The 19,402-nt window shown below is 36.6% G+C and carries 21 protein-coding genes; 6 read left to right on the top strand and 15 right to left on the bottom strand.

Going from position 1 to position 19,402, the window contains the following annotated elements:
* Positions 1–150 precede the first annotated feature (150 nt).
* Positions 151–759 (top strand): C2H2-type zinc finger protein, encoded by a 609-nt coding sequence (locus FOF46_RS15965; RefSeq protein WP_143917143.1) that lies wholly within the window; start codon positions 151–153, stop codon positions 757–759.
* A 7-nt stretch (positions 760–766) separates the two neighbouring features.
* On the opposite strand, the gene FOF46_RS15960 is transcribed toward FOF46_RS15965, so the two are convergent.
* The 9 genes from FOF46_RS15960 to FOF46_RS15920 all read right to left on the bottom strand — a co-directional run bounded on the left by FOF46_RS15960 (position 767) and on the right by FOF46_RS15920 (position 5,217).
* Entirely contained in the window at positions 767–1,357 is a 591-nt protein-coding gene (locus FOF46_RS15960) for a hypothetical protein (protein ID WP_143917142.1), read from the bottom strand.
* A gap of 140 nt (positions 1,358–1,497) precedes the next feature.
* A complete protein-coding gene (locus tag FOF46_RS15955; protein ID WP_143917141.1) occupies positions 1,498–1,731 on the bottom strand; it encodes a hypothetical protein in 234 nt (77 codons plus the stop codon).
* 10 nt (positions 1,732–1,741) lie between these two features.
* Positions 1,742–2,143 carry a hypothetical protein gene (locus tag FOF46_RS15950; protein WP_143917140.1) on the bottom strand — a complete coding sequence of 134 codons (402 nt, stop codon included), beginning with the start codon at positions 2,141–2,143 and terminating at the stop codon, positions 1,742–1,744.
* A gap of 162 nt (positions 2,144–2,305) precedes the next feature.
* On the bottom strand, positions 2,306–2,659 hold the full coding sequence (locus FOF46_RS15945) for a hypothetical protein (RefSeq protein ID WP_143917139.1): 354 nt from the start codon (positions 2,657–2,659) through the stop codon (positions 2,306–2,308).
* A 283-nt stretch (positions 2,660–2,942) separates the two neighbouring features.
* Entirely contained in the window at positions 2,943–3,440 is a 498-nt protein-coding gene (locus FOF46_RS15940) for a hypothetical protein (RefSeq protein WP_143917138.1), read from the bottom strand.
* On the bottom strand, positions 3,430–3,927 hold the full coding sequence (locus tag FOF46_RS15935) for a J domain-containing protein (protein ID WP_143917137.1): 498 nt from the start codon (positions 3,925–3,927) through the stop codon (positions 3,430–3,432). Before FOF46_RS15935 ends, FOF46_RS15940 begins: the two co-directional genes overlap by 11 nt.
* 194 nt (positions 3,928–4,121) lie before the next feature.
* On the bottom strand, positions 4,122–4,355 hold the full coding sequence (locus FOF46_RS15930; RefSeq protein WP_143917136.1) for a hypothetical protein: 234 nt from the start codon (positions 4,353–4,355) through the stop codon (positions 4,122–4,124).
* Between the two features lie 323 nt (positions 4,356–4,678).
* Entirely contained in the window at positions 4,679–4,939 is a 261-nt protein-coding gene (locus FOF46_RS15925) for a hypothetical protein (RefSeq protein WP_143917135.1), read from the bottom strand.
* Positions 4,939–5,217 carry a helix-turn-helix domain-containing protein gene (locus FOF46_RS15920; protein ID WP_208746785.1) on the bottom strand — a complete coding sequence of 93 codons (279 nt, stop codon included), beginning with the start codon at positions 5,215–5,217 and terminating at the stop codon, positions 4,939–4,941. The genes FOF46_RS15925 and FOF46_RS15920 overlap by 1 nt, the downstream gene beginning before the upstream one ends.
* A gap of 179 nt (positions 5,218–5,396) precedes the next feature.
* Between FOF46_RS15920 and FOF46_RS15915 the strand changes: the two genes are divergently transcribed.
* Positions 5,397–6,770 (top strand): DUF4230 domain-containing protein, encoded by a 1,374-nt coding sequence (locus tag FOF46_RS15915; RefSeq protein ID WP_143917134.1) that lies wholly within the window; start codon positions 5,397–5,399, stop codon positions 6,768–6,770.
* On the opposite strand, the gene FOF46_RS15910 is transcribed toward FOF46_RS15915, so the two are convergent.
* From FOF46_RS15910 to FOF46_RS15895, 4 genes are all read right to left on the bottom strand, one after another.
* Positions 6,753–7,961: a hypothetical protein gene (locus tag FOF46_RS15910; protein WP_143917133.1), complete on the bottom strand. Its 1,209-nt coding sequence runs from the start codon at positions 7,959–7,961 to the stop codon at positions 6,753–6,755. The two genes, FOF46_RS15915 and FOF46_RS15910, sit on opposite strands and share 18 nt — an antisense overlap.
* A 104-nt stretch (positions 7,962–8,065) precedes the next feature.
* Complete coding sequence (locus tag FOF46_RS15905) at positions 8,066–8,503, bottom strand: antirestriction protein (protein ID WP_143917132.1); 438 nt, start codon at positions 8,501–8,503, stop codon at positions 8,066–8,068.
* Positions 8,504–8,572: 69 nt separating this feature from the next.
* Entirely contained in the window at positions 8,573–9,016 is a 444-nt protein-coding gene (locus FOF46_RS15900; RefSeq protein WP_244299629.1) for a hypothetical protein, read from the bottom strand.
* A 247-nt stretch (positions 9,017–9,263) separates the two neighbouring features.
* Positions 9,264–10,487 carry a tyrosine-type recombinase/integrase gene (locus FOF46_RS15895; protein ID WP_143917131.1) on the bottom strand — a complete coding sequence of 408 codons (1,224 nt, stop codon included), beginning with the start codon at positions 10,485–10,487 and terminating at the stop codon, positions 9,264–9,266.
* 575 nt (positions 10,488–11,062) lie between these two features.
* Between FOF46_RS15895 and FOF46_RS15890 the strand changes: the two genes are divergently transcribed.
* On the top strand, positions 11,063–11,578 hold the full coding sequence (locus tag FOF46_RS15890) for a hypothetical protein (RefSeq protein ID WP_143917130.1): 516 nt from the start codon (positions 11,063–11,065) through the stop codon (positions 11,576–11,578).
* A 49-nt stretch (positions 11,579–11,627) separates the two neighbouring features.
* On the opposite strand, the gene FOF46_RS15885 is transcribed toward FOF46_RS15890, so the two are convergent.
* Both FOF46_RS15885 and FOF46_RS15880 read right to left on the bottom strand, forming a co-directional pair.
* The gene (locus FOF46_RS15885) at positions 11,628–13,136 is read right to left on the bottom strand and encodes an alpha-L-fucosidase (protein ID WP_244299628.1); all 1,509 of its coding nucleotides are present in this window, start codon (positions 13,134–13,136) and stop codon (positions 11,628–11,630) included.
* Between the two features lie 541 nt (positions 13,137–13,677).
* Positions 13,678–14,511: a universal stress protein gene (locus tag FOF46_RS15880; RefSeq protein ID WP_333925538.1), complete on the bottom strand. Its 834-nt coding sequence runs from the start codon at positions 14,509–14,511 to the stop codon at positions 13,678–13,680.
* Positions 14,512–14,725: 214 nt separating this feature from the next.
* On the opposite strand from FOF46_RS15880, the gene rimP reads away from it, so the two are divergent.
* From rimP to infB, 3 genes are read left to right on the top strand one after another with little or no spacing between them, the layout of a single operon-like run.
* Complete coding sequence (rimP, locus tag FOF46_RS15875) at positions 14,726–15,226, top strand: ribosome assembly cofactor RimP (RefSeq protein ID WP_143917128.1); 501 nt, start codon at positions 14,726–14,728, stop codon at positions 15,224–15,226.
* A gap of 15 nt (positions 15,227–15,241) precedes the next feature.
* Complete coding sequence (nusA, locus tag FOF46_RS15870) at positions 15,242–16,474, top strand: transcription termination factor NusA (protein WP_109435626.1); 1,233 nt, start codon at positions 15,242–15,244, stop codon at positions 16,472–16,474.
* Between the two features lie 43 nt (positions 16,475–16,517).
* Complete coding sequence (gene infB / locus FOF46_RS15865; RefSeq protein WP_143917127.1) at positions 16,518–19,373, top strand: translation initiation factor IF-2; 2,856 nt, start codon at positions 16,518–16,520, stop codon at positions 19,371–19,373.
* Positions 19,374–19,402 lie beyond the last annotated feature (29 nt).

Genomic DNA, 19,402 nt, shown 5'->3' with positions numbered 1-19,402 from the left:
GTTGTATTATAAAACATTTTTAGTTGTTCGTGAAGCTTTAAGAAAAAACTTTTCCCATATAAAACCAGATGGATTCATATGCAGCCAGCCTAGTAAATAAGGGTGTTTACGGCATAATGGTTGAGGTGTTCATTGTGTAATATCACGACAATGAAACGGATTATCACACAGGAATGGTTTGGAATTCTGGCACTGACGATCATATTGATTCCGCAAGTGGCACATACTGTGTATGTCTTCAAGGTGAATAGCCAATATGATGATCCATTCTTTGCGTGGTTTTATGCGATCGGGGTTGATCTGGCGATATTGATATTTACGGTAAAGGGCTGGAAGAAAACGGCATTTATTTATTTGTTTGGAACCATCGCGCATAATGTCGTATATCAATTTTATCCGAATAGCATCTATAGTGCGATACTGATTGCAGTGATGTTATCGGGAACGATTTTCTCCTTCAGCCATTTATTCTATGCTACCAAATCGCAACCTGAAGCCGATGAAAAAGAAGAAAAGCCTAATACATTCGATGTACTTAAAGCAAATCACATAGAAATAGAGTTAAAGCCTTATCGTTGCCCGAAATGCCATAAGTCATTTAGCAGTACCAAACAACTTAACGGGCATATCAGTGGTCATAAACAAACGGGGCAATGGCATCCTGAACAATATGGCGATTGGGAAGAAGAAAACGATAAGCGGGGTAATCTAATCGAACGATTGAACATACTATCGTTCAGTGATAATGAAGTAATGTAATAATTGTTTATTCTTCCTTATTCATGTCTTTAATGGTTTTTGCTGCATAAGCAATTCCTGCACTCGATATGCCTGCCCCAGCTAATATGGCAGCTATAATTTCGCCCACATTATATTCAATGGTGATTTGCGTGTCCGCACTATCTGTGTAATTAAGTGTTACAGCACATATCGTGATGGATATGGCGAGTAACAGCATAAAAATCATTAAATGTTGCCTGTTATTTTTTTTGGTGTTTTTCATATGGTCGTAATTTAAGGGTTGTGTAATTGCACTCAATTTTTCTCGCAGTTTTTTGATGTATTTTTGTTCAGCAATTAGTTCAGCGATTTCCATTATAAAGGATGGTGATTTTCTTATTTTTGGCCATGGATATCCTTTTTTTAGTTCAGGAGAATGGATTTCTTTAGCTTTATGTTCTTTTTTAAACCCCCTTAACAATATCTTAAATGCTTCATCATCATCTTCTTCTTTAATGAAGTCTGATAGAATAGTAATATCAAAACACCCCTCATCATTAAGTTGACGAATATACTTGATGAAGCTGTCCTCAGGGTCTTTTGAAAATTGGGAACTCCAATTGGTTTTTGCTTTCATGATCTTTGGTTTTAAGAGTTAAACATAGAAAAACCCCATATACAGATGACGATCTGCATACAGGGTTGTTTACTTTAAGTATTTTAAAATTAATGGTTTAATTGGTTATTTCTGCCAATTAAATGTTAATAATACTACTGTTACCACTCCAGTTCTTCGTAATCCAGAATCATAAATTGATTGCAAACGGGTTCTCCTGTTTTGATATGGTGTTGAATCTGTGTTTCACTGATTCCAAACCAGAATATTTCTACATCCTTATCAGTCTCAGTGGTATTATCAACGTCCTCATAATCATCATAGTCAGTGACTAAAGCACTAGCCACTATACCATCATCAATCCATTTTAGCTGAATATTAAAATAGCGTTTCATAATGATAGATTTATGAGTTACTAGCATAGCGCTTTATATCCACACGCAGTTTCTCGTTTCTCACCCAATCCTTGATATATTGAGGAACACGAATCAATCCGGATGCTACTATCAGGTCAAAGCGTTTGATTCCCGCTTCATGGACTTCTATTACAGCCTTCTTGGTACAATAACGCCGCTCCCAATGAAGCCGTAGTAATGGTCGATTAGTAGGGATAAATAATATACCGTCTTCGGGGTTGGCATATCCCATACTGGCACAGCACCGTATAGCTCCTTCCCGTTTATAGGTTTCAATATTCCAGTCACAGCCGGAAATGTCATAGATGATAGTCTGTCGATGCCATCCAAGTAAATTACGGTTCACACAATCCTTATGTGAAGTTTCTATAGGAAATTGTTGCTGTTTCATCGTGTTCTGACAATTTGATTATTAAATAATACGAAGTGCTTTCCACATTCACAACTGCCACGATAGACAGGATCACCCGCTATGGTCTGGGCCAGAGTCATTTCACTTCCACAATCACAGGTCATAAATGCCAGTGAATGCATATAACGGACGGTTCTACGATTATTCGTTTTCATCTCTGGAAGTGATTTTTCCTGTGTTTAGGAGTTCAGTAAATTTCGCCAGTCCCTTGTCGTGAACCTCTTCCACGGCTTTTTCTGTGGCACGTCGTTTCTCATCATAGAGTCGGATAAGCGGGTCTTGAAAGAGTATAAAGCTGAATGATTCGTAGCCATCATTGTCTTTTAGTGTTCCCGCTTGCGCAGTACAGCTAATCTTTCCAGAACTCATCTTTAATGTGGTAATGTTCCAGTCATAGCCTAGAATGTCTTTCACAATCGTTTTCGCTTTCCAGCCAAACCCTTTGGTGTTTTTCAGGGTCGTGTGGTACTTGGGTTGTTCTTGATTTTGTTTCATTGTATAAAATTTAATAGTGAATAATGTGGTTTGATTTGCCACATCTCTACTAAAGGGCTGTTGTCCAATACGCCATGAGTGAAGCGAAATGGCATTTGGAGAACCGGCCTTATCCTTGCAGACTCAAACCGCATTATTCATCTATTCAATGAAATCACCTTACATGATTTGGAATTGTTACGGTAAAACCGTAATATTGTGTTGTCAAAATGTAAAAATTGGGGGATTACCCTTAACGTAAACACAGTAGAGTAATTGGTGTAGCCCCTAACTACACCTTTTTTTATGCAAAAATAAAAGCCAGTTGATGTACTGGTTTTGTATCATATATCTCAAAATATTTTTCACGTAACATGACACGGATGAGCTCACGTTCACTGGGTGAAACGTGCTTCTCATCCGCACTAAAATTATCAGAGAGTACCATATCGATATTACTATCCCACGGCTTATCATCTATGAAATACCCATATTTGGTAAACATACGATTGCTCATGGAAGCGGCTTGTCGTTCTTCAGCACTCTGTTCACGGATATAGGCGAGATGTGTTTTACGAAAGATCCATTCCAGATTCTTCATCGGGTTGTGATTGGCATTTTCATAGATGATGACCAGCTCATGTTTGCGCATCACTTTGGGAGTGAGTTTAGCAAACCCGTAATAAACCATCAGTCGTTCAGGGTTTGCTAATACACGATAATAAGGCCGGTTCTTCGGACTCGCCAACATCTCTTCGAGCTGACGATCCCATTCCTGATTTAATATCGCTCTATCGGTCATAGGGCTTTAAGGTTTTATGTGAATTGGTGTGACGAGCTGGTGTTACCGAACCATATTTGGTGCGTATATGATCCATTGATTTACTGCCTTTATGTTTACTGCGATAGGCTTCTGGTCGGAAATACCACGCTTTCTTTTTCGAGGCCCAATAAAAGCCCGCTTCTTTCAACACGGTTTTGTGGACTTTGGTATTGCCTGTAATCCAGATCCATGCCCCGCATATCTCAATCATCAGATCGTCGAGGTGAATAATGGCGTTAAGTGCTTCACTGAGTAAATCACTATAATTGCTCTGTTCATCCTTACTCTCACCGGAATAGTCTTTTAGCACCTCATAGGCTTCATTGATCATTTTCATCAATTCTTCACCTGCGGGATTCACATCGGGGTGATATTTTTTGCTCGCTTCCCGAAATGCTTTCTTCACAATTTTCGGGTTTATTTCTCCTGTTAGCCCTAGTATTCTGGCTGCATCATACACATTCATAAGGTTATGTTTTTACGGTTTCTAATGTGGTTTAATGCGAAAACCCACAAAGCCCAAGAATCCACTAAGCCATGACGTAGGAAATGGTGTGTGGATCCTTGGGCTTTATCTTTGCAACCCTAAAGCCATTAGAAACCGTAAAAAATAGAATGATGCGCTGTCGCGCCGGATTGGCAAAAGAAAAATAAGAGAGGTTAGTTGGTTATCTCAGGTAAGTATTTGTTGAGTAAATGCCCTGTGATGAAGGCTTTGATGTATACCACATTGTCACTATATCCTGTAAAGTGAATTTCCACAAAAAACCGATCAATGGCAAAGAGAATATATCGTTCCTGGTCTTCAATAAAGGTATCGACAAAGGTTCCTTGGGAAAAGACGATTCGATATTGTTGACCTTCCGATAAGCTATTGAATGCTTCGATTGTCATTTGCCAAAGAGTTTTAGAAACCATTTAAGGATAGAAAAACGTACAATCTGCTGACCACATCCTTCACATAGGAAAGGTGGTAGTTCTGGCTCTAAGCCAATTCGATTAGCACAAACGTTACAAAATTCAGCTATAGGTTTTGAATAATGAATGTAAAAATATACATCTTTCTGGGTGTAGAAAAAAATTGCGTGAGGGATTGCAGTGTAAATCCCACAGCCTGACTAGGGGGAAGTGCGAGGAATTGAAGCGTAAAGCCCGACCCTTGTGGTCACGCCCATATCTTGAACAGTAGAATAATCTGCAAAAATGATAGCAATCTTCTAACGGTCAATATCCATTCCCCTGTCTTTGTCTTGGCTTTTGGAGAAGTTTTCAGGAGTAATCCGGTAATCTTTCAGTTGTTCTTTAACTTCTTCGAGACGGGCTTCTCGTCCGTCATTGAAGGTGAGCAGATATACATTATGAACATGAGGGGTTTCCGAAATCTTCTGAGCCAATTCAGGTTCATAACGTTGCGTATAATAACCGTGGTTAAATGCTTTTTCGTATAGTTCCTCTTCGCGTTTTTCTAGGCTTTTCATCAGAGTGCTTTTTTACGGTGACGTTCCAGATAGGCATAAATTGAATCCCTGTCATATAGGATGATCTTGCGTGATGGTTGGCTAAATTCGATCTCCATAGTATCGCGTAGTTTCTGTAATGTGGTATCACTGGAGATATTGAGTATGCGCATTGCTTGCGTAGGGGAAATCCATTTATCTTCCTTGACGTTGTGCTTCTCCTTGATCTGCTCAACGACCTTATCCACCAGCATATAAAGTGCTTGTGATTCCAGACATATGACTTCCATTGTTTTCATATCAGTTATATTACAAAGTATGTGCCATACTGAGAGTTTAGATTGATTTTTTAGTTAACCCTTTGTTAATTAATAATATATACGTATTTTTATTTCATACTTAACATACACCACCCCATATTCAAATTCGTCATTTGAGTATGGGGTTTTGTTGTTTATTCACATAAAATATTTGAGTTATGGAGCAATTAAAATTTAAGAAAAAGGAATTCTTTATAGGGGCTTTTGTAATATTGGTATTGATCATTGCAGTTTTTGTATTGATTGGAAAAAAAGTATCTACCGATGCTTTTGAAACAGGGTATCAGAGAGGAAATAATGACGGATTCTTAAAGGGTAATAGTAGTGGATTCGAACGTGGTCAAATGTATGGTGATAGCCTTGGTTTTCACAGGGGAGATAGTACAGGTTTCGCCAGAGGGTTTGATTCCAAACATGCGGACATTTTAAAAATAGAAGAAGTATTTAAAAAACTGAAATACAAGTTTAAACCCACTATACACTACTCACGTATTATTGATAATGTGGCTTCTGTAGGTTCATCTGGTTCTGATGGAAGCTATAAGGAGTTTTCTACGGTTATGAATTCAATTAATACGGAACTCCTTACATTTCTTTCCGACAATTTTGAGTTAGAGAAGAAGGACAGAAATCACATTCTGGCTATGTACAGAAAGGAAAGTCATAAAATGAATCGTGTAGCCTATAAGCATCTTTCATATCTCAATAAGCAGACTCATCTGGAAAAAGAAAAAACCATTTTCTCGAAAAGAAACATTCAGGGGCTAAATAATTTTGATTCGGTTCTTGGGGATCAGATATGTGATGTGGTGAGCATCTTTATGAAAGCAACGGTTGCTGATCAATATTCTACATTTTTTATGCAAGCTGGAGCAAAGGAGGTATGCCCTTACGTTGCATCATATGCGGTCAGACCTTATTTGGTTAAACTTAAAGAAAAAGGGATTATTAAGGATTATGATAATTTAAAAATAAGTATAAAAAAACAAGTTACCAATCAGATTGCTGAGTTTGCAACCGCAGAAGTAATAACATATGGAGATGAGAAATTTACTTATGTTAAAGAAGGACCAATATTCGACTCAGAAGCAACAGCTCAAACAAGTTCTAAGGCTACAACTAAGTTAGGTTTCGATTTAATGGAACGGTTTGAACTCAAGATTGACCATCTGACCCAAGAAATCAAGATACAACTCCCAACACCTCATATTGTTTCTCATGAGGTTAGTACTAAGATTAGAGATATAGATAATGGCTGGTTAATCAAGATTGGCCCTAGCCAGTTAAATGATATTAATTACAGAATCAATAAATCTTTACGGAAACAAGCATGGGATGACACAAATGTGTATTACGATGCTATTGCCAATGCTGAAGAATTGTTGAAGGTGATATTTAGTCCTATATCATCCTCCATGCCCTATCCTTATTCGGTTAAAGTGAAGTTTGGTAATGGACGGGAGCGTATATTAATTGACCATTCTAATTTATCTATGCCTAAAGTCTTAAATGCATCAACGTTCAAAGGATGATGGATATCTCATTGGAGGTACGTTTTCATCTCTCTGGCTTTCTCTTTCCGTTTTTGCTCCAATGGACTGAATTGATTCTGGATTCAGAATGGGGGCTGTTGCAGTAAGAATATCCTGTTTCAGCTCAGGATTATCTTGGATCAAATCATCCACGATTTGTCGTGCTGATTCGTTAGGGCTATGTTGTGCAATTTCATGATCATCCTTAGAATGATTCAATTGTTTAAAGTAGATTTTCTCTGCTTCTGAGAGAGGTTCATCAATCACTTTGTTTATCGATTTCGCTTGCTCAACGGAGGTATAAAAAAGAACATCTGAAAGAGGTTCACTAAGTGTAATTGTTGCCATATAATGTTCTCGATCCGGTGTACCAAAGGATGATTCAAGTGTATTACTTCTTTCAACGACGCTATATTCAAGATGATTGTGTAGGCTATTGATAACAGCTTCTTCACTATTAACGTGCTCTTTAAATGCTATGGCAATATCTGAGTTTTGATAACGAAGATCGTGGTTGGTAACATTGGTGATATACTCTTTGAGAACATGTTCTTGATTCTTGAGGCTTGCCTCAATGTCACGCCCCTTCAAAATTTGTTCTGCATTAAACTCCTGAAAGGCGTATTGCATTTCCAATTGTACAGTATTTAGTTCTTTTGCCGTTTCTGCGTAAGCTTTGTATATGTTTGGTATGGCTTCACTATTTTCTTCTACCACCTCTTTGAATGATGTGTATTTTTCGTGTTTAAGATTAAATAATTGTTCATATGTATCGAGTTTTTCAGGGTTTGTATCATCTAACCCGTGGCCTAGTAATTCATGCTCAATAACACGATTTAATGTAAGCGGGATAACCTGCAAATCAGCATCTATATATGCCATTTGTTTTAGCATTTTTGGATCTAAAGATACAGTAGCTATACCATCATAGTAATCTGAATAGGATACCTTCCCTGATTCACTCTTGAACTGCACTTTATATTTCCCAGGGTCTTCTGTAGAGAGGAGGTTTTGTCCAGATTCCATACGTCGCCTTTCTTGCAGTGAATCCAGTTTTTCTTGCAACTTTTCCAGCTTTTCCTGACCATCAGGAAAGCTAAAGCGGAAATCCAGAACCTGCTCAATTTTAGAAGCAAATCCCTTATCTTCGATACCTGATAAATCGATTAAATCTCGCCATTCAAGAGGCATTAATATCTCCTTTCATAATGAATACATCTATTAAACCATTAAAACGTTAATAAATGGTAAACAATAAAAAATCCCCTCACAGAGATGTGAAGGGATGGAAGTGTTTAATCAATAAATCGAAGAATCTTGTCTGCTTCTGGATGTATCTTTGCGTAATCCAGCAAATGATAATAGGCATCATTGATATGTTGCCTTTCAAACTGATGCGCCATTTGACCAAGCGCAAATAGGTTCACACCAATACTGGCAGCATCGGCACTCATATCACTGAAAAAATAGTTTTCGTGATTCTCTACACGCATGTCACCTTTCTGATTCAGGCACAGATAAAACCCGCCATTACTGAGTATATAAAAATCCCAGTAACCTCCATTGTACGGTTTGCAAAACTCTTCCATAAATCGAAATACAGCTTGTTCAAAAGCCATTTCGCATCCCGGGAGAAAGGTTGGGTAAAAACGGTGTCGTTTATCAACCGGCCATAAAGTACGTTTGATAGATTCATTTCCTTCAAAGGGTGTCGCTGTAACGGATGTTTTCATAATCGTAAGATTTAGAATAACAAACCCCCTCACAAAGATGTGAGAGGGTTGATGCTATTCAGTTAGACATTACAGTTGAAATTTCACAATCTGTGCTTCGATCTCGGTTTTACGTTCTTCCAACGTATCCTTTAAAATACCTGTTACTAACGTAATCAGATTGTTGTTCGTGGTCTTGAAAGTTTTCCCTTCTTCATCCTTGACGCTAAACTCACAATTTGCCCCGTTATTGAATACAAACTTGTTGAGTTCTTCCAACTTGCTTTTCAGGCGTGTTCGTTGATTAGCCAATCCCGTCAATTGATCGAAAGCGGTCATACGATCCTCAATGCTAATCGGAGTTGTTTTTCCAACCGCTTCCTTAGCTAGTTTTTCGGTCACATCCTTTGGTGTTTCCTCTTTCTTCACGGTAGTTGCAGGTTTTTGAGTCCCTGTCGTGGTCGTTTTAGGCGTTACACCGTTCTTTTTGATGTCAGTGCCATTCTGTTTTGCAGTCGCTTTTGTTGCTGCCATAATCTAAAGATTTTAATGAAACAATTATTTTATCGTTCATATCACATCCAACCAGGATACTTACTGAACATGCCAGCAAATGCCGCAGCGGAGGGAAAGGCAAGGCAACACGCGCCCGTCCCTCACCTGTTATAGTAAAGCGTGTTCTTCAGCTTGCCTTGCAACAGCGCAAAGGCGAACGGCTAGATTTGCATCGGGCAGTAAGTGGAATGGGTGGTGGTTTTAAAATAGACTGGTAATAGAAAAATCAGCTATTGATAACGGCATCTAAAGCATCATCGACATCTTGGTGAATGAAGTTACCTTGATAATTGGTAGTTGTCGATAAATGTTGGTGTCTATATAGCTTTTGTAGTTTACGAGGTGCTATCTTGTCGCTAGCGATATTACCAAATGTATGTCGCGCTATATGCATCGACATTTTCTTAGTAATCTTTAGCTCTTTGGCTATCTTTTTCAGATTCTTATTGAATTTATCCGTTGCGCGTTTTGTGCGGTTGAAGATTTCTTCTTCATTTTTCGGATCAACCCCTTCCAGCTCTGGAAATATGTAGATTGAGTGTTCACCAGAATCGGGTCGATATTGGCTAATGATATGATCTAGCTGTTCTGATATTTTCAAGGACACAATTTGTTGGTTTTTACTCATGCGGTAATAGTAACGTCCGTCATTAAAATCCCTCCATTTGGCTTTAATTACATCTGCAACACGCATTCCTGCTAGATAAAAACTGAATAACCAGATGTTTCTTGCATGATTAAGGTGTTGCTTTTTACCAAAATCTGCCTCTTCCAGTTTAGTGACTTCCTCACGATTCAGTCCGATCTTGATCGACTCTGGTATTTTGATACGGATTTTACCATCACTATCACCAAACGGATAGGATTCACGGTTGGCCAAGTTTTCTGTAATAGCGAGGTTATATATTTTACGAATAAACATGAGTACATTGGCGATACTTCTTTCACCAATCTTGCCTTCTTTCTTCAACTGTACAATCAGATGTTTTATGTAAGGAACCGTGATTTGATTAAATAGCAAATCGCGCCCTGCCCTCATCTCTTTAATTTTTTTCACTAATGGTACTTCACTATCAAGTCGTGAGAATTTTTTCGCAGCTTCCAGATCGTTGAAATACTTATCAGAGAATGTGAAAAAGGAGTTGTTAGCGGATGTTTTCAATCGTAAGGATTTAAAATCATCGATGGTAAAATAATCTCCGAAAGTATGGATCGCTTCTAATATGGAATTATTGATCTCAGATATTTTAGACGAAATGAGGTTATTCATTCTAACGGAATTGGGGTGTGATTTGCGAATGATTTGTTTTTTATCATCCCAATGCTTTTTATCTATAAATTGACCCAACTGAATTATCGTAGATTTCCGTTCCTGGGTCACACGAATTGCTAAAGGATATAATCCTTGTTTGTTTGGTCTTGTTCGTAAGATCGCATGAATACTGGCCATTTTGTCGTATATTTGTTCTATAAAGATACAAAATTTTGGTACAACATTGGTACAACAAATAGTGGTTTTTTATGGATTTATATGAACCTATGTGATGTAACCTCCAGTAAAAACAACCATTTTAAGCCGCATAAAAGCAAATTAATATAGAATCGACTAAGTTCGAGCCCTAGTAGACCAACTTAAATTGAAGGAATTAGTTTTGATCTAATTCCTTCTTTTTTTTTGAAATAAAAATTACTTAGGCAAAGTAAAGTAGTTTATCTTGAGTCGTAGTCCAAGGTACTCCTAAGTAAACAGGTACAACAACCCTTTAAACATAATCGTTTAAAGGGTTGTTTTTTTAGCGATTTATTTTGTAGGCTTTTTTGTCTTAAGGTGATATAGAAGTTTCTTTTTTGAAAAAAGAGGAGAAACTGATGGGATATCCTGAAAATTTTTAAAAAAGAATCCAACAAGTATCAGAGGAAATTAAAATGATATGTGTAAATCTAAGAATTTGTAATTTATTTATGTATTTTAATGTATTGGTTTAAAGGAGGGTAATAGAATGTAAATCTAATAAAACGTAACCTATGAAAATTAGTCATTTTTCACTCTTAATTATAATGCTTTTTCTTTCAAAATTAATTTTTGCTCAAAATCAGGATGTTGATCGAAAAGAAATTGATGAGGTGATTTCAGATTTGTATAAATCAATTTCGTTTGATAAAGGAGGAGCCCCGGATTTGGATAAATTAACATCGATTCATCATGCTGAAGCTATGGTTGGAGCTGTAGATACCTCAAAAGTAAGAATGTTTACCGAGAAAGAATTTAGAGCGGCAAATAAAAAAGCTTTCGAGAAAAATAACATTATTTCATTTCAGGAAAAGGAAATTAATGCAATCACTCATGTGTATGGGGGAGTGGCTATGCGTTTTAGTACTTATGAATTTACGATTAAACGAGAGGGTAAAGAGCGTACTATTAGAGGTGTAAATACTATTCAGCTTATAAAAGATCCAAAAAATGGTTGGCTTATATATTCTGTCATTTTTAGTGATAATCGTTCCTACTCTGATTTGCCTTCGATATATCTAAAGGAATAAAAAGTATATTTCACTTTTTAAATATTAAAGCCAAGCATATCGTTTAAAATTAATCTACATGAGCATCAACCGCACCGCCAATATCATTTTCAGTATATCCTTCAAGTGTTATTTTAAATGAATGAGCGTAAGGAGTGGGTAATTTTTTTGGCACAGTAATAACCAATCCTCTTTCATTTCTTTCCCATTTTATTTTTTCATCACTTCCTAATAATTGGATGTTTTTAATTTTAGAATTTAACAGACCAATTTGCGTGGTCAAAGATTTAATAATTATTTCATCCTTTGGAGCATCCAAGACAATAGCGTAAATCTCTTTATCGGATTTTTTAGTAAATCTAATATCTGTATTTGTATATGCAATTTTTATTTTTTCAACTTTATGCCCTCCTTCAGGTAAGCGTGTTGGACCTTCTCCAAAAATCGTCCAGGGTCGAGTTCCATATATTGCATCTCCATTTACTTTCAGCCAGGCACCCATGTCTTTTAGTAAAGTAGCCATGTCTTCAGGGATAGAGCCATCCGGATTTGGAGGTACGTTTAATAGCATGGCTCCATTTTTTGCTACAATGTCAACTAGGATGTCTATGAGTTCATTAGGTGTTTTAAATTTTGCATTTGGGCGATAGAACCATTGTCCGGGAGAAGTGTCGGTTAACCATGCTGCTTTTTTTGGTTGATTTGGACGGCCTCTTTCATAGTCTTTAATTGCAGTTTTTTCGGTAAAGGTGCTTTCTTTGTAACATATGGCTACTTCTTTATTCCATTCTAATCCTTTATTGTAATAATATGCTAAGAATTGAAGTCTTGATTCTTCGGTCATGTTTTCTAACCACCAATCAAACCAAATTAAATCAGGCTGATATACATCTATAAATTCTTTCAATTTTGCCCACCACTCTGTGTAAAAACGATCAGAAGGGATGTCAGAATCTAACTCGTGAGGGTCGGTATATAGATCGTAATCTTTAGATTTTATTCCGCCATACGCATGTGCGGGAGCAAAAAATTTCCAGGTAAAAGCATGATGAAAAGATCCCATGAATTTCATACCTCTTGCCTCGATTTCTTTTTTCAACTCAGCAGAGGGATCGATCCCTCCATAATTCATAGAGTTCCATCGAGTAGCTTTACTGTCCCACATAGCAAAATTGTCATGATGCATAGCGACTGGTCCGGCAAACCTAGCTCCAGAAAGAGCAAATAAATTAGCCCATTCTTTTGCGTTAAATGCTGTAGGTTTAAATTGTTCAATGATATGTTTGTAGCCGAATTTTTTTGGATCACCATACTTTTTTTTGTGATGCATATAATTTGATGAGGGTTTGGTTTTCTTTCCCTTAGTTAACTTTCCATTTTGATACATTAGCATTCCGTGCCAACCCCCGTAGTATTTGTCCGGATCGGCTCCGGCAAATACTTCTGATACAGGTCCCCAGTGTGTGTAGATACCAAATTTAGCGTCTTGGAACCAATCAGGAGTGGCATTTACTTTGTTTATTGATTCCCAGTTTTCTTTAAATTTTTCTGTGTGCTGGGCATTTATAAATATTGTCATATTCAGTGTCATCAAAATGAACATGAAAGTTTGTGTGTAGCTAATTTTCATAATGTATTGAGTTTTCAGCTTTTTGACTTCAAAATTTGATTTTGCATTATTTCATCTGTTGTGATGAATGTTGATTCTAATCACGATTTTTTTCGTTTATAGAAAACCATCGTCTTTAATCTAATGTTATTACTATTGTTTATGCGGGGTTAGTTATAACGTTTCGGGATGAGTAAATTTAGAGAATTAAGGAATGCGTATTTCAGATTTGAATACAACAAATCATTCAAATATTTGATGATATGGTTAAATTACATGGCTCAATTGTTTTTTGTGTCTTAATTCAATAAAGTCGATAAGCTTTTTTGGGAAAACATAAAAAAAGAAAAATTGAAAATAATATTAAGGGGCTTGTTGATAAAAATTTGAAGACATAGATAGTTGTTCTAGAGGATATTTCTAAAACTTAGAATACTTTATGTGACTCTGTTGATCTTCTTGAAGAAGTAGGGTTATTCTTTTAGTAGTAAAACTTAGTGTTATAACAAATTTATATTTTAAAAGTTAATACAGGTCTTTTTGCATGGTTCACTACATCTTCACCCAGGCTACCGTTGATAAAATGAGATATCCCTTTTCTACCATGAGTGCTAATGCCGATCATTCCTGCATTTACAGAACCTGCAAAATTAAGGATTCCTTTTTCTACCGTAATATCATTGTAAATATTTAAAGAATAGTTGTCTATTGGTAAATTAGAGATCATACCGTTCATTTTCTCCTCGGTTTCATAAGTGGTTTTAAAACCGTTTGCAGTATTTACCCATACCAAGTGAAGTTTTGCACCTATTGCTTTAGCGAATTCATGGGCAGCTAATAAAGAAGGTTTGTCTTCATCATCAAAATTGGTTGCGTATACAAAATCATTAACATCAAAAATATCACAATCTTCTTTGATAACTAGTACTGGTTGCTTAGAGGTACGAACTACTTTTTCTGCATTGGATCCAATAAATAATTCTTCAAAACCAGAAGAGCCATGTGACCCCATGATAATAATGTCCACATTATTTTTTTCACAGGAATCAATAATGCCTCCAAGAACATCTTCAAAACTAACCGTTTCTATAACTTCAATATCTTTTAAGTATTCTTGTTCCATAACTTCTTCAAATTTTTTATGCGTTTGTTTCATGAAGAAGATGGCTTCGGGAGCTGCGGCTGACGCTCCAGAGGACATAAGATCAGAAAGATGTATGGGGAGGTCTAGAATATGTAACAAATAGATTTTGGCACCATTTTTCTTAGCAATTTGCGCGGCCACTTTTAATGCACTTTCAGCTTGTGTAGAAAAGTCAGTTGGAACAAGTATATTTTTAATCATAACAGCACTTTTTTGAAATGAATAACTAATCTTTAATTTACAATTTTAAGCGTATTTGTAATTATTGAATAGTACTTAAGTAGTCAGCTATTACTTTGGGTAAGAAACTATCCAAAATTAAGTATCTTAAATTTACGAATAAATTCATTCTCAGCGATATTTTGAATCTAAGATATTATTACTATCTTTGCACCGTTGAAATTAAAAAACCAGGATGAGGGGACGGAAAGTCCCCTCTTTTTATCTATTTATATCATTAAAGGATCAGGTTCAGGAATTATTAGAAGGGGCGCTTAAAGAAAATCCGTCTTTATTTCTTATCGAAAGTAAAATTCATCCCGATAATAGTATCGAAATTATTATTGATGGAGATGATGGAGTGAAGGTTGAAGATTGTATTGCGGTAAGCCGGGCAATTGAACACAATCTTGACAGAGAAGAGGAGGATTTTTCTCTTCAAGTAATGTCAGCTGGTGTTTCTGAAGGTTTGCAGCACATTCGTCAGTATAAGAAAAATCTTGGTAGGAAAATTAAGATAAAGACAGATGAAGAGGTGTTAGAAGGGGATTTGATTTCGGCAACAGATGATGAAATTACCTTAACATGGAAAGCAAGAGAGCCTAAGCCAGTAGGTAAAGGTAAAGTGACAGTGACAAAAGAGGCTAATGTAGCTTATGAAAATATAGTAGAGGCTAAAGTTATGATAACATTTTAATTATAATATACTGATATGGAAAATATCGCATTAATAGAATCATTTTCAGAATTCAAGGATGATAAGTTTATAGATCGTGTGACGCTGATGTCGATCTTAGAAGATGTATTTAGAAATGCTCTAAAGAAGAAATTTGGTAGTGATGACAATTTCGATATCATTATAAATCCTGATAAAGGAGATTTAGAAATTTGGAGAAACCGTATTGTGGTTGCAGATGGAGAGGTAGAAGATGGTAACCAGGAAATTTCAATAACTGAAGCAAGAAAAATAGAACCAGATTTTGAAGTTGGAGAAGATGTGTCAGAAGAAGTTAAACTGATAGATTTAGGAAGACGGTCTATATTAGCACTTCGTCAGAATTTGATCTCTAAAATTCATGAGCATGATAATACGAATATCTATAAACAGTTTAAAGAATTAGAAGGAGAAATATATACAGCAGAGGTTCATCATATTAGACATAGAGCTATTATAATGTTGGATGATGAAGGTAATGAGATTATATTGCCTAAGGATAGGCAAATTCCATCTGATTTTTTCAGAAAAGGAGAAAATGTAAGAGGAGTTATAGAATCGGTTGAACTTAAAGGAAATAAGCCAGCGATTGTTATGTCTAGAACATCTCCATTGTTTTTAGAAAAGTTATTCGAATCAGAAATACCAGAGGTTTTTGATGGTTTAATTTCTGTTAAAAAAGTAGTTAGAATTCCGGGAGAAAAAGCCAAAGTTGCTGTAGACTCCTATGATGATAGAATTGATCCTGTTGGTGCATGTGTGGGAATGAAAGGTTCTCGTATCCATGGTATTGTTAGAGAATTAGGGAATGAAAATATTGATGTTATTAATTATACAAATAACTTGCAATTGTTTATTACCCGAGCTTTAAGTCCGGCAAAAGTAACTTCGATTAAGATTAACGAAGAAACTAATCGAGCAGAAGTGATGTTAAGGCCAGAAGAAGTTTCTAAAGCAATTGGTCGTGGAGGACATAATATTAGATTGGCTGGTCAATTAACTGGTTTTGAAATAGATGTGTTTAGAGAAGGAGTTGAAGAAGATGTCGAGTTAACAGAGTTTTCTGATGAGATAGACGCATGGATTATAGAAGAATTTTCTAAGATAGGGTTAGACACAGCAAAAAGTATTTTAGAACAAGATATTAGTGATTTAGTAAAGCGTACTGATCTTGAAGAAGAGACAGTAGGTGAAGTGATTAGAATTTTAAAATCTGAATTTGAAGATTAATAGTCACAATTAATTATATTTGAGCATTAAATAAAAGGCATTTATGGCTGAAGCAGGAACAATGAGATTAAATAAAGTATTACGCGAATTCAATATCTCGCTAGATCGGGCTGTTGACTTTTTGAATTCAAAAGGTCACGAGATAGATGCGCGTCCTACTACCAAGATTTCTTCAGAGATCTATAAGCTCTTGTTTGATGAATTTCAAACTGATAAGAGTAAAAAGGTAGCTTCAAAAGAGGTTGGAGAAGAAAAGAAGAAGGAGAAAGAAGCATTGCGAGTGCAGATAGAGCATGAGCAAGAAGAAAAACGAAAACTTGCCGAAGCTCGCGAAGTGGTAAAAGCCAAAGCTCAATTGAGTGGACCAAAACAAGTCGGTAAGATCGAATTAGAAGGAGGTAAAGAAAAAGATACTGCAAAGCCCGAAACTGAAGCAGTTGAAGCTCCTAAGAAAGAAGAGGTGAAGGAAGAGGTTAAAAGTGCTGCTCCAGAGATGGTGTCAAATAGACCTCAAAAGAAAGGTTTGAAAATCACAAAACAAGCACCAAAAGAGGTGAAGCAAGAAAAGCCTGTAGAGACCAAGCCTGTAGAATCTAAGTCTGCAGAGGCTAAAACCGAAGAAGCTAAACCAGTGGTGTCTGTTGATAAACCAGTTAAAGCAGAAGATGCTCAGCCAGAAGTTCCGGCAGAACCTGTAAAGGTTAAAACACAATATAAAAAGTTAGATGGTCCTAATTTTACAGGTCAAAAAATTGATTTAGCTCAATTTAAAAAACCTGCTAAAAAGAAGGATGATAAATCTGATAAAAAGACTTCTAATGCAGGAGATGCGGCAAAGAAACGTCGTCGAAGAATAAGTAAAGAAGGAGGTTCTCCTGGATCAGGTGGAGGAAGACCAGGTGGTCAAGGTGGTGGAAACCGTGGAGGCGGAAATCGAGGCGGTGGAAACCGAGGACCTGCAAAAGGAAGAAAACCAGCTGTTGTAAAAGAAGAGCCAAGCGAAGAAGAAGTACAAAAACAAGTTCGTGAGACTCTTGAAAAATTGCAAGGGAAATCAAATAAATCTAAAGCGGCTAAATATCGTAGAGATAAAAGAGATCAACACCGTCAAAAAGCAGAAGATGATGTGGCTCAACAAGAACAAGAAAGTAAGGTTCTTAAAGTTACAGAATTTGTTACAGCTGCAGAGGTTGCGACAATGATGAGTGTGCCTACTACAGATATTATATCTGCTTGTATGTCTCTTGGGATAATGGTTACAATGAATCAGCGTCTGGATGCTGAAACACTTTCTATTGTTGCAGATGAATTTGGTTATGAAGTTGATTTTGTAACAGCAGATATAGAAGAATCTATAGAAGAGATTGTAGATGCACCAGAAGATTTAAAAGCAAGAGCTCCTATAGTAACTGTGATGGGACATGTTGATCACGGAAAAACATCGTTGCTGGATTATATTCGAAAAGAAAATGTAATAGCAGGAGAAAGCGGTGGAATTACACAGCATATTGGAGCATATGGAGTTCAGTTAGAAAATGGGCAAAAGATCGCGTTTTTGGATACGCCAGGTCACGAAGCATTTACAGCGATGCGTGCTCGTGGTGCGCAAGTGACGGATTTAGCAATTATTGTAATTGCTGCAGATGATGACGTGATGCCTCAGACCAAAGAGGCAATTAGTCATGCTCAAGCTGCCGGAGTTCCAATAATATTTGCAATTAATAAGGTAGATCGACCAGAAGCAAATCCAGAAAAGATAAAAGAAAAATTAGCTTCTATGAATTTATTGGTAGAAGATTGGGGTGGTAAAATACAGTCTCATGATATTTCTGCTAAAACTGGATTAGGAGTTAAAGAGCTGCTTGAAAAAGTACTTCTTGAAGCTGAGATACTCGAACTTAAAGCAAATCCAAATCGATTGGCCTCAGGAACTGTGGTTGAAGCGTTTTTGGATAAAGGACGAGGTTATGTGTCAACAATATTAGTACAAACCGGAACATTGCGTGTAGGAGATTATGTTCTTGCAGGAAAAAATAGTGGAAAGGTGAAGGCGATGCAGGATGAGCGTGGTAATAATGTAAAAGAAGCCGGACCATCAGCACCAGTATCTATTTTGGGACTTGATGGTGCTCCACAGGCAGGGGATAAGTTTAGTGTGTTAGAAGATGAGCGTGAGGCAAAAGATATTGCTTCAAAACGAGCTCAGTTGCATAGAGAACAATCTGTTCGTACGCAACGTCACATAACATTGGATGAAATTGGACGAAGAATTGCATTAGGAGACTTTAAAGAACTTAATATTATTCTAAAAGGAGATGTTGACGGTTCTGTTGAGGCACTTACTGATTCGTTCCAGAAATTATCGACAGAAGAAATTCATGTAAATATTATTCATAAAGCCGTAGGTGCAATTACAGAAAGTGATGTGTTACTTGCGTCAGCTTCTGATGCAATTATTATTGGATTTAATGTTAGGCCTGCTGGTAATGCAAGACAGGTTGCTGATAAGGAAGAAATCGATATCAGAACATATTCTATTATCTATGATGCGATCAATGATCTTAAAGATGCAATGGAAGGAATGTTGTCACCGGTAATGAAAGAAGAAATTACAGGTACAGCAGAGATTAGAGAAACCTTTAAGATTTCTAAGGTCGGTACTATTGCTGGATGTATGGTGTTGACAGGTAAGATTTATCGTAACTCAGGAATACGTTTGATACGAGAAAGTGTTGTTGTGTATACAGGTGAATTTGCTTCCTTGAAAAGGTTTAAAGATGATGTAAAAGAAGTTGCTAAAGGATATGATTGTGGTCTTCAGATTAAAAATTACAATGATATTAAGGTTGGTGATATAGTAGAAGCTTACCAGGAAGTAGCAGTAAAGAAGAAACTATAGGTTGTATAAATATAGTATTGAACAAAACA

The organism is Aquimarina algiphila, assembly GCF_007489275.1.
GTDB classification, from domain to species: domain Bacteria; phylum Bacteroidota; class Bacteroidia; order Flavobacteriales; family Flavobacteriaceae; genus Aquimarina; species Aquimarina algiphila.
Note: the sequence above shows the minus strand (reverse complement) of the source record. Positions and strands in the feature narration are given on the sequence as shown.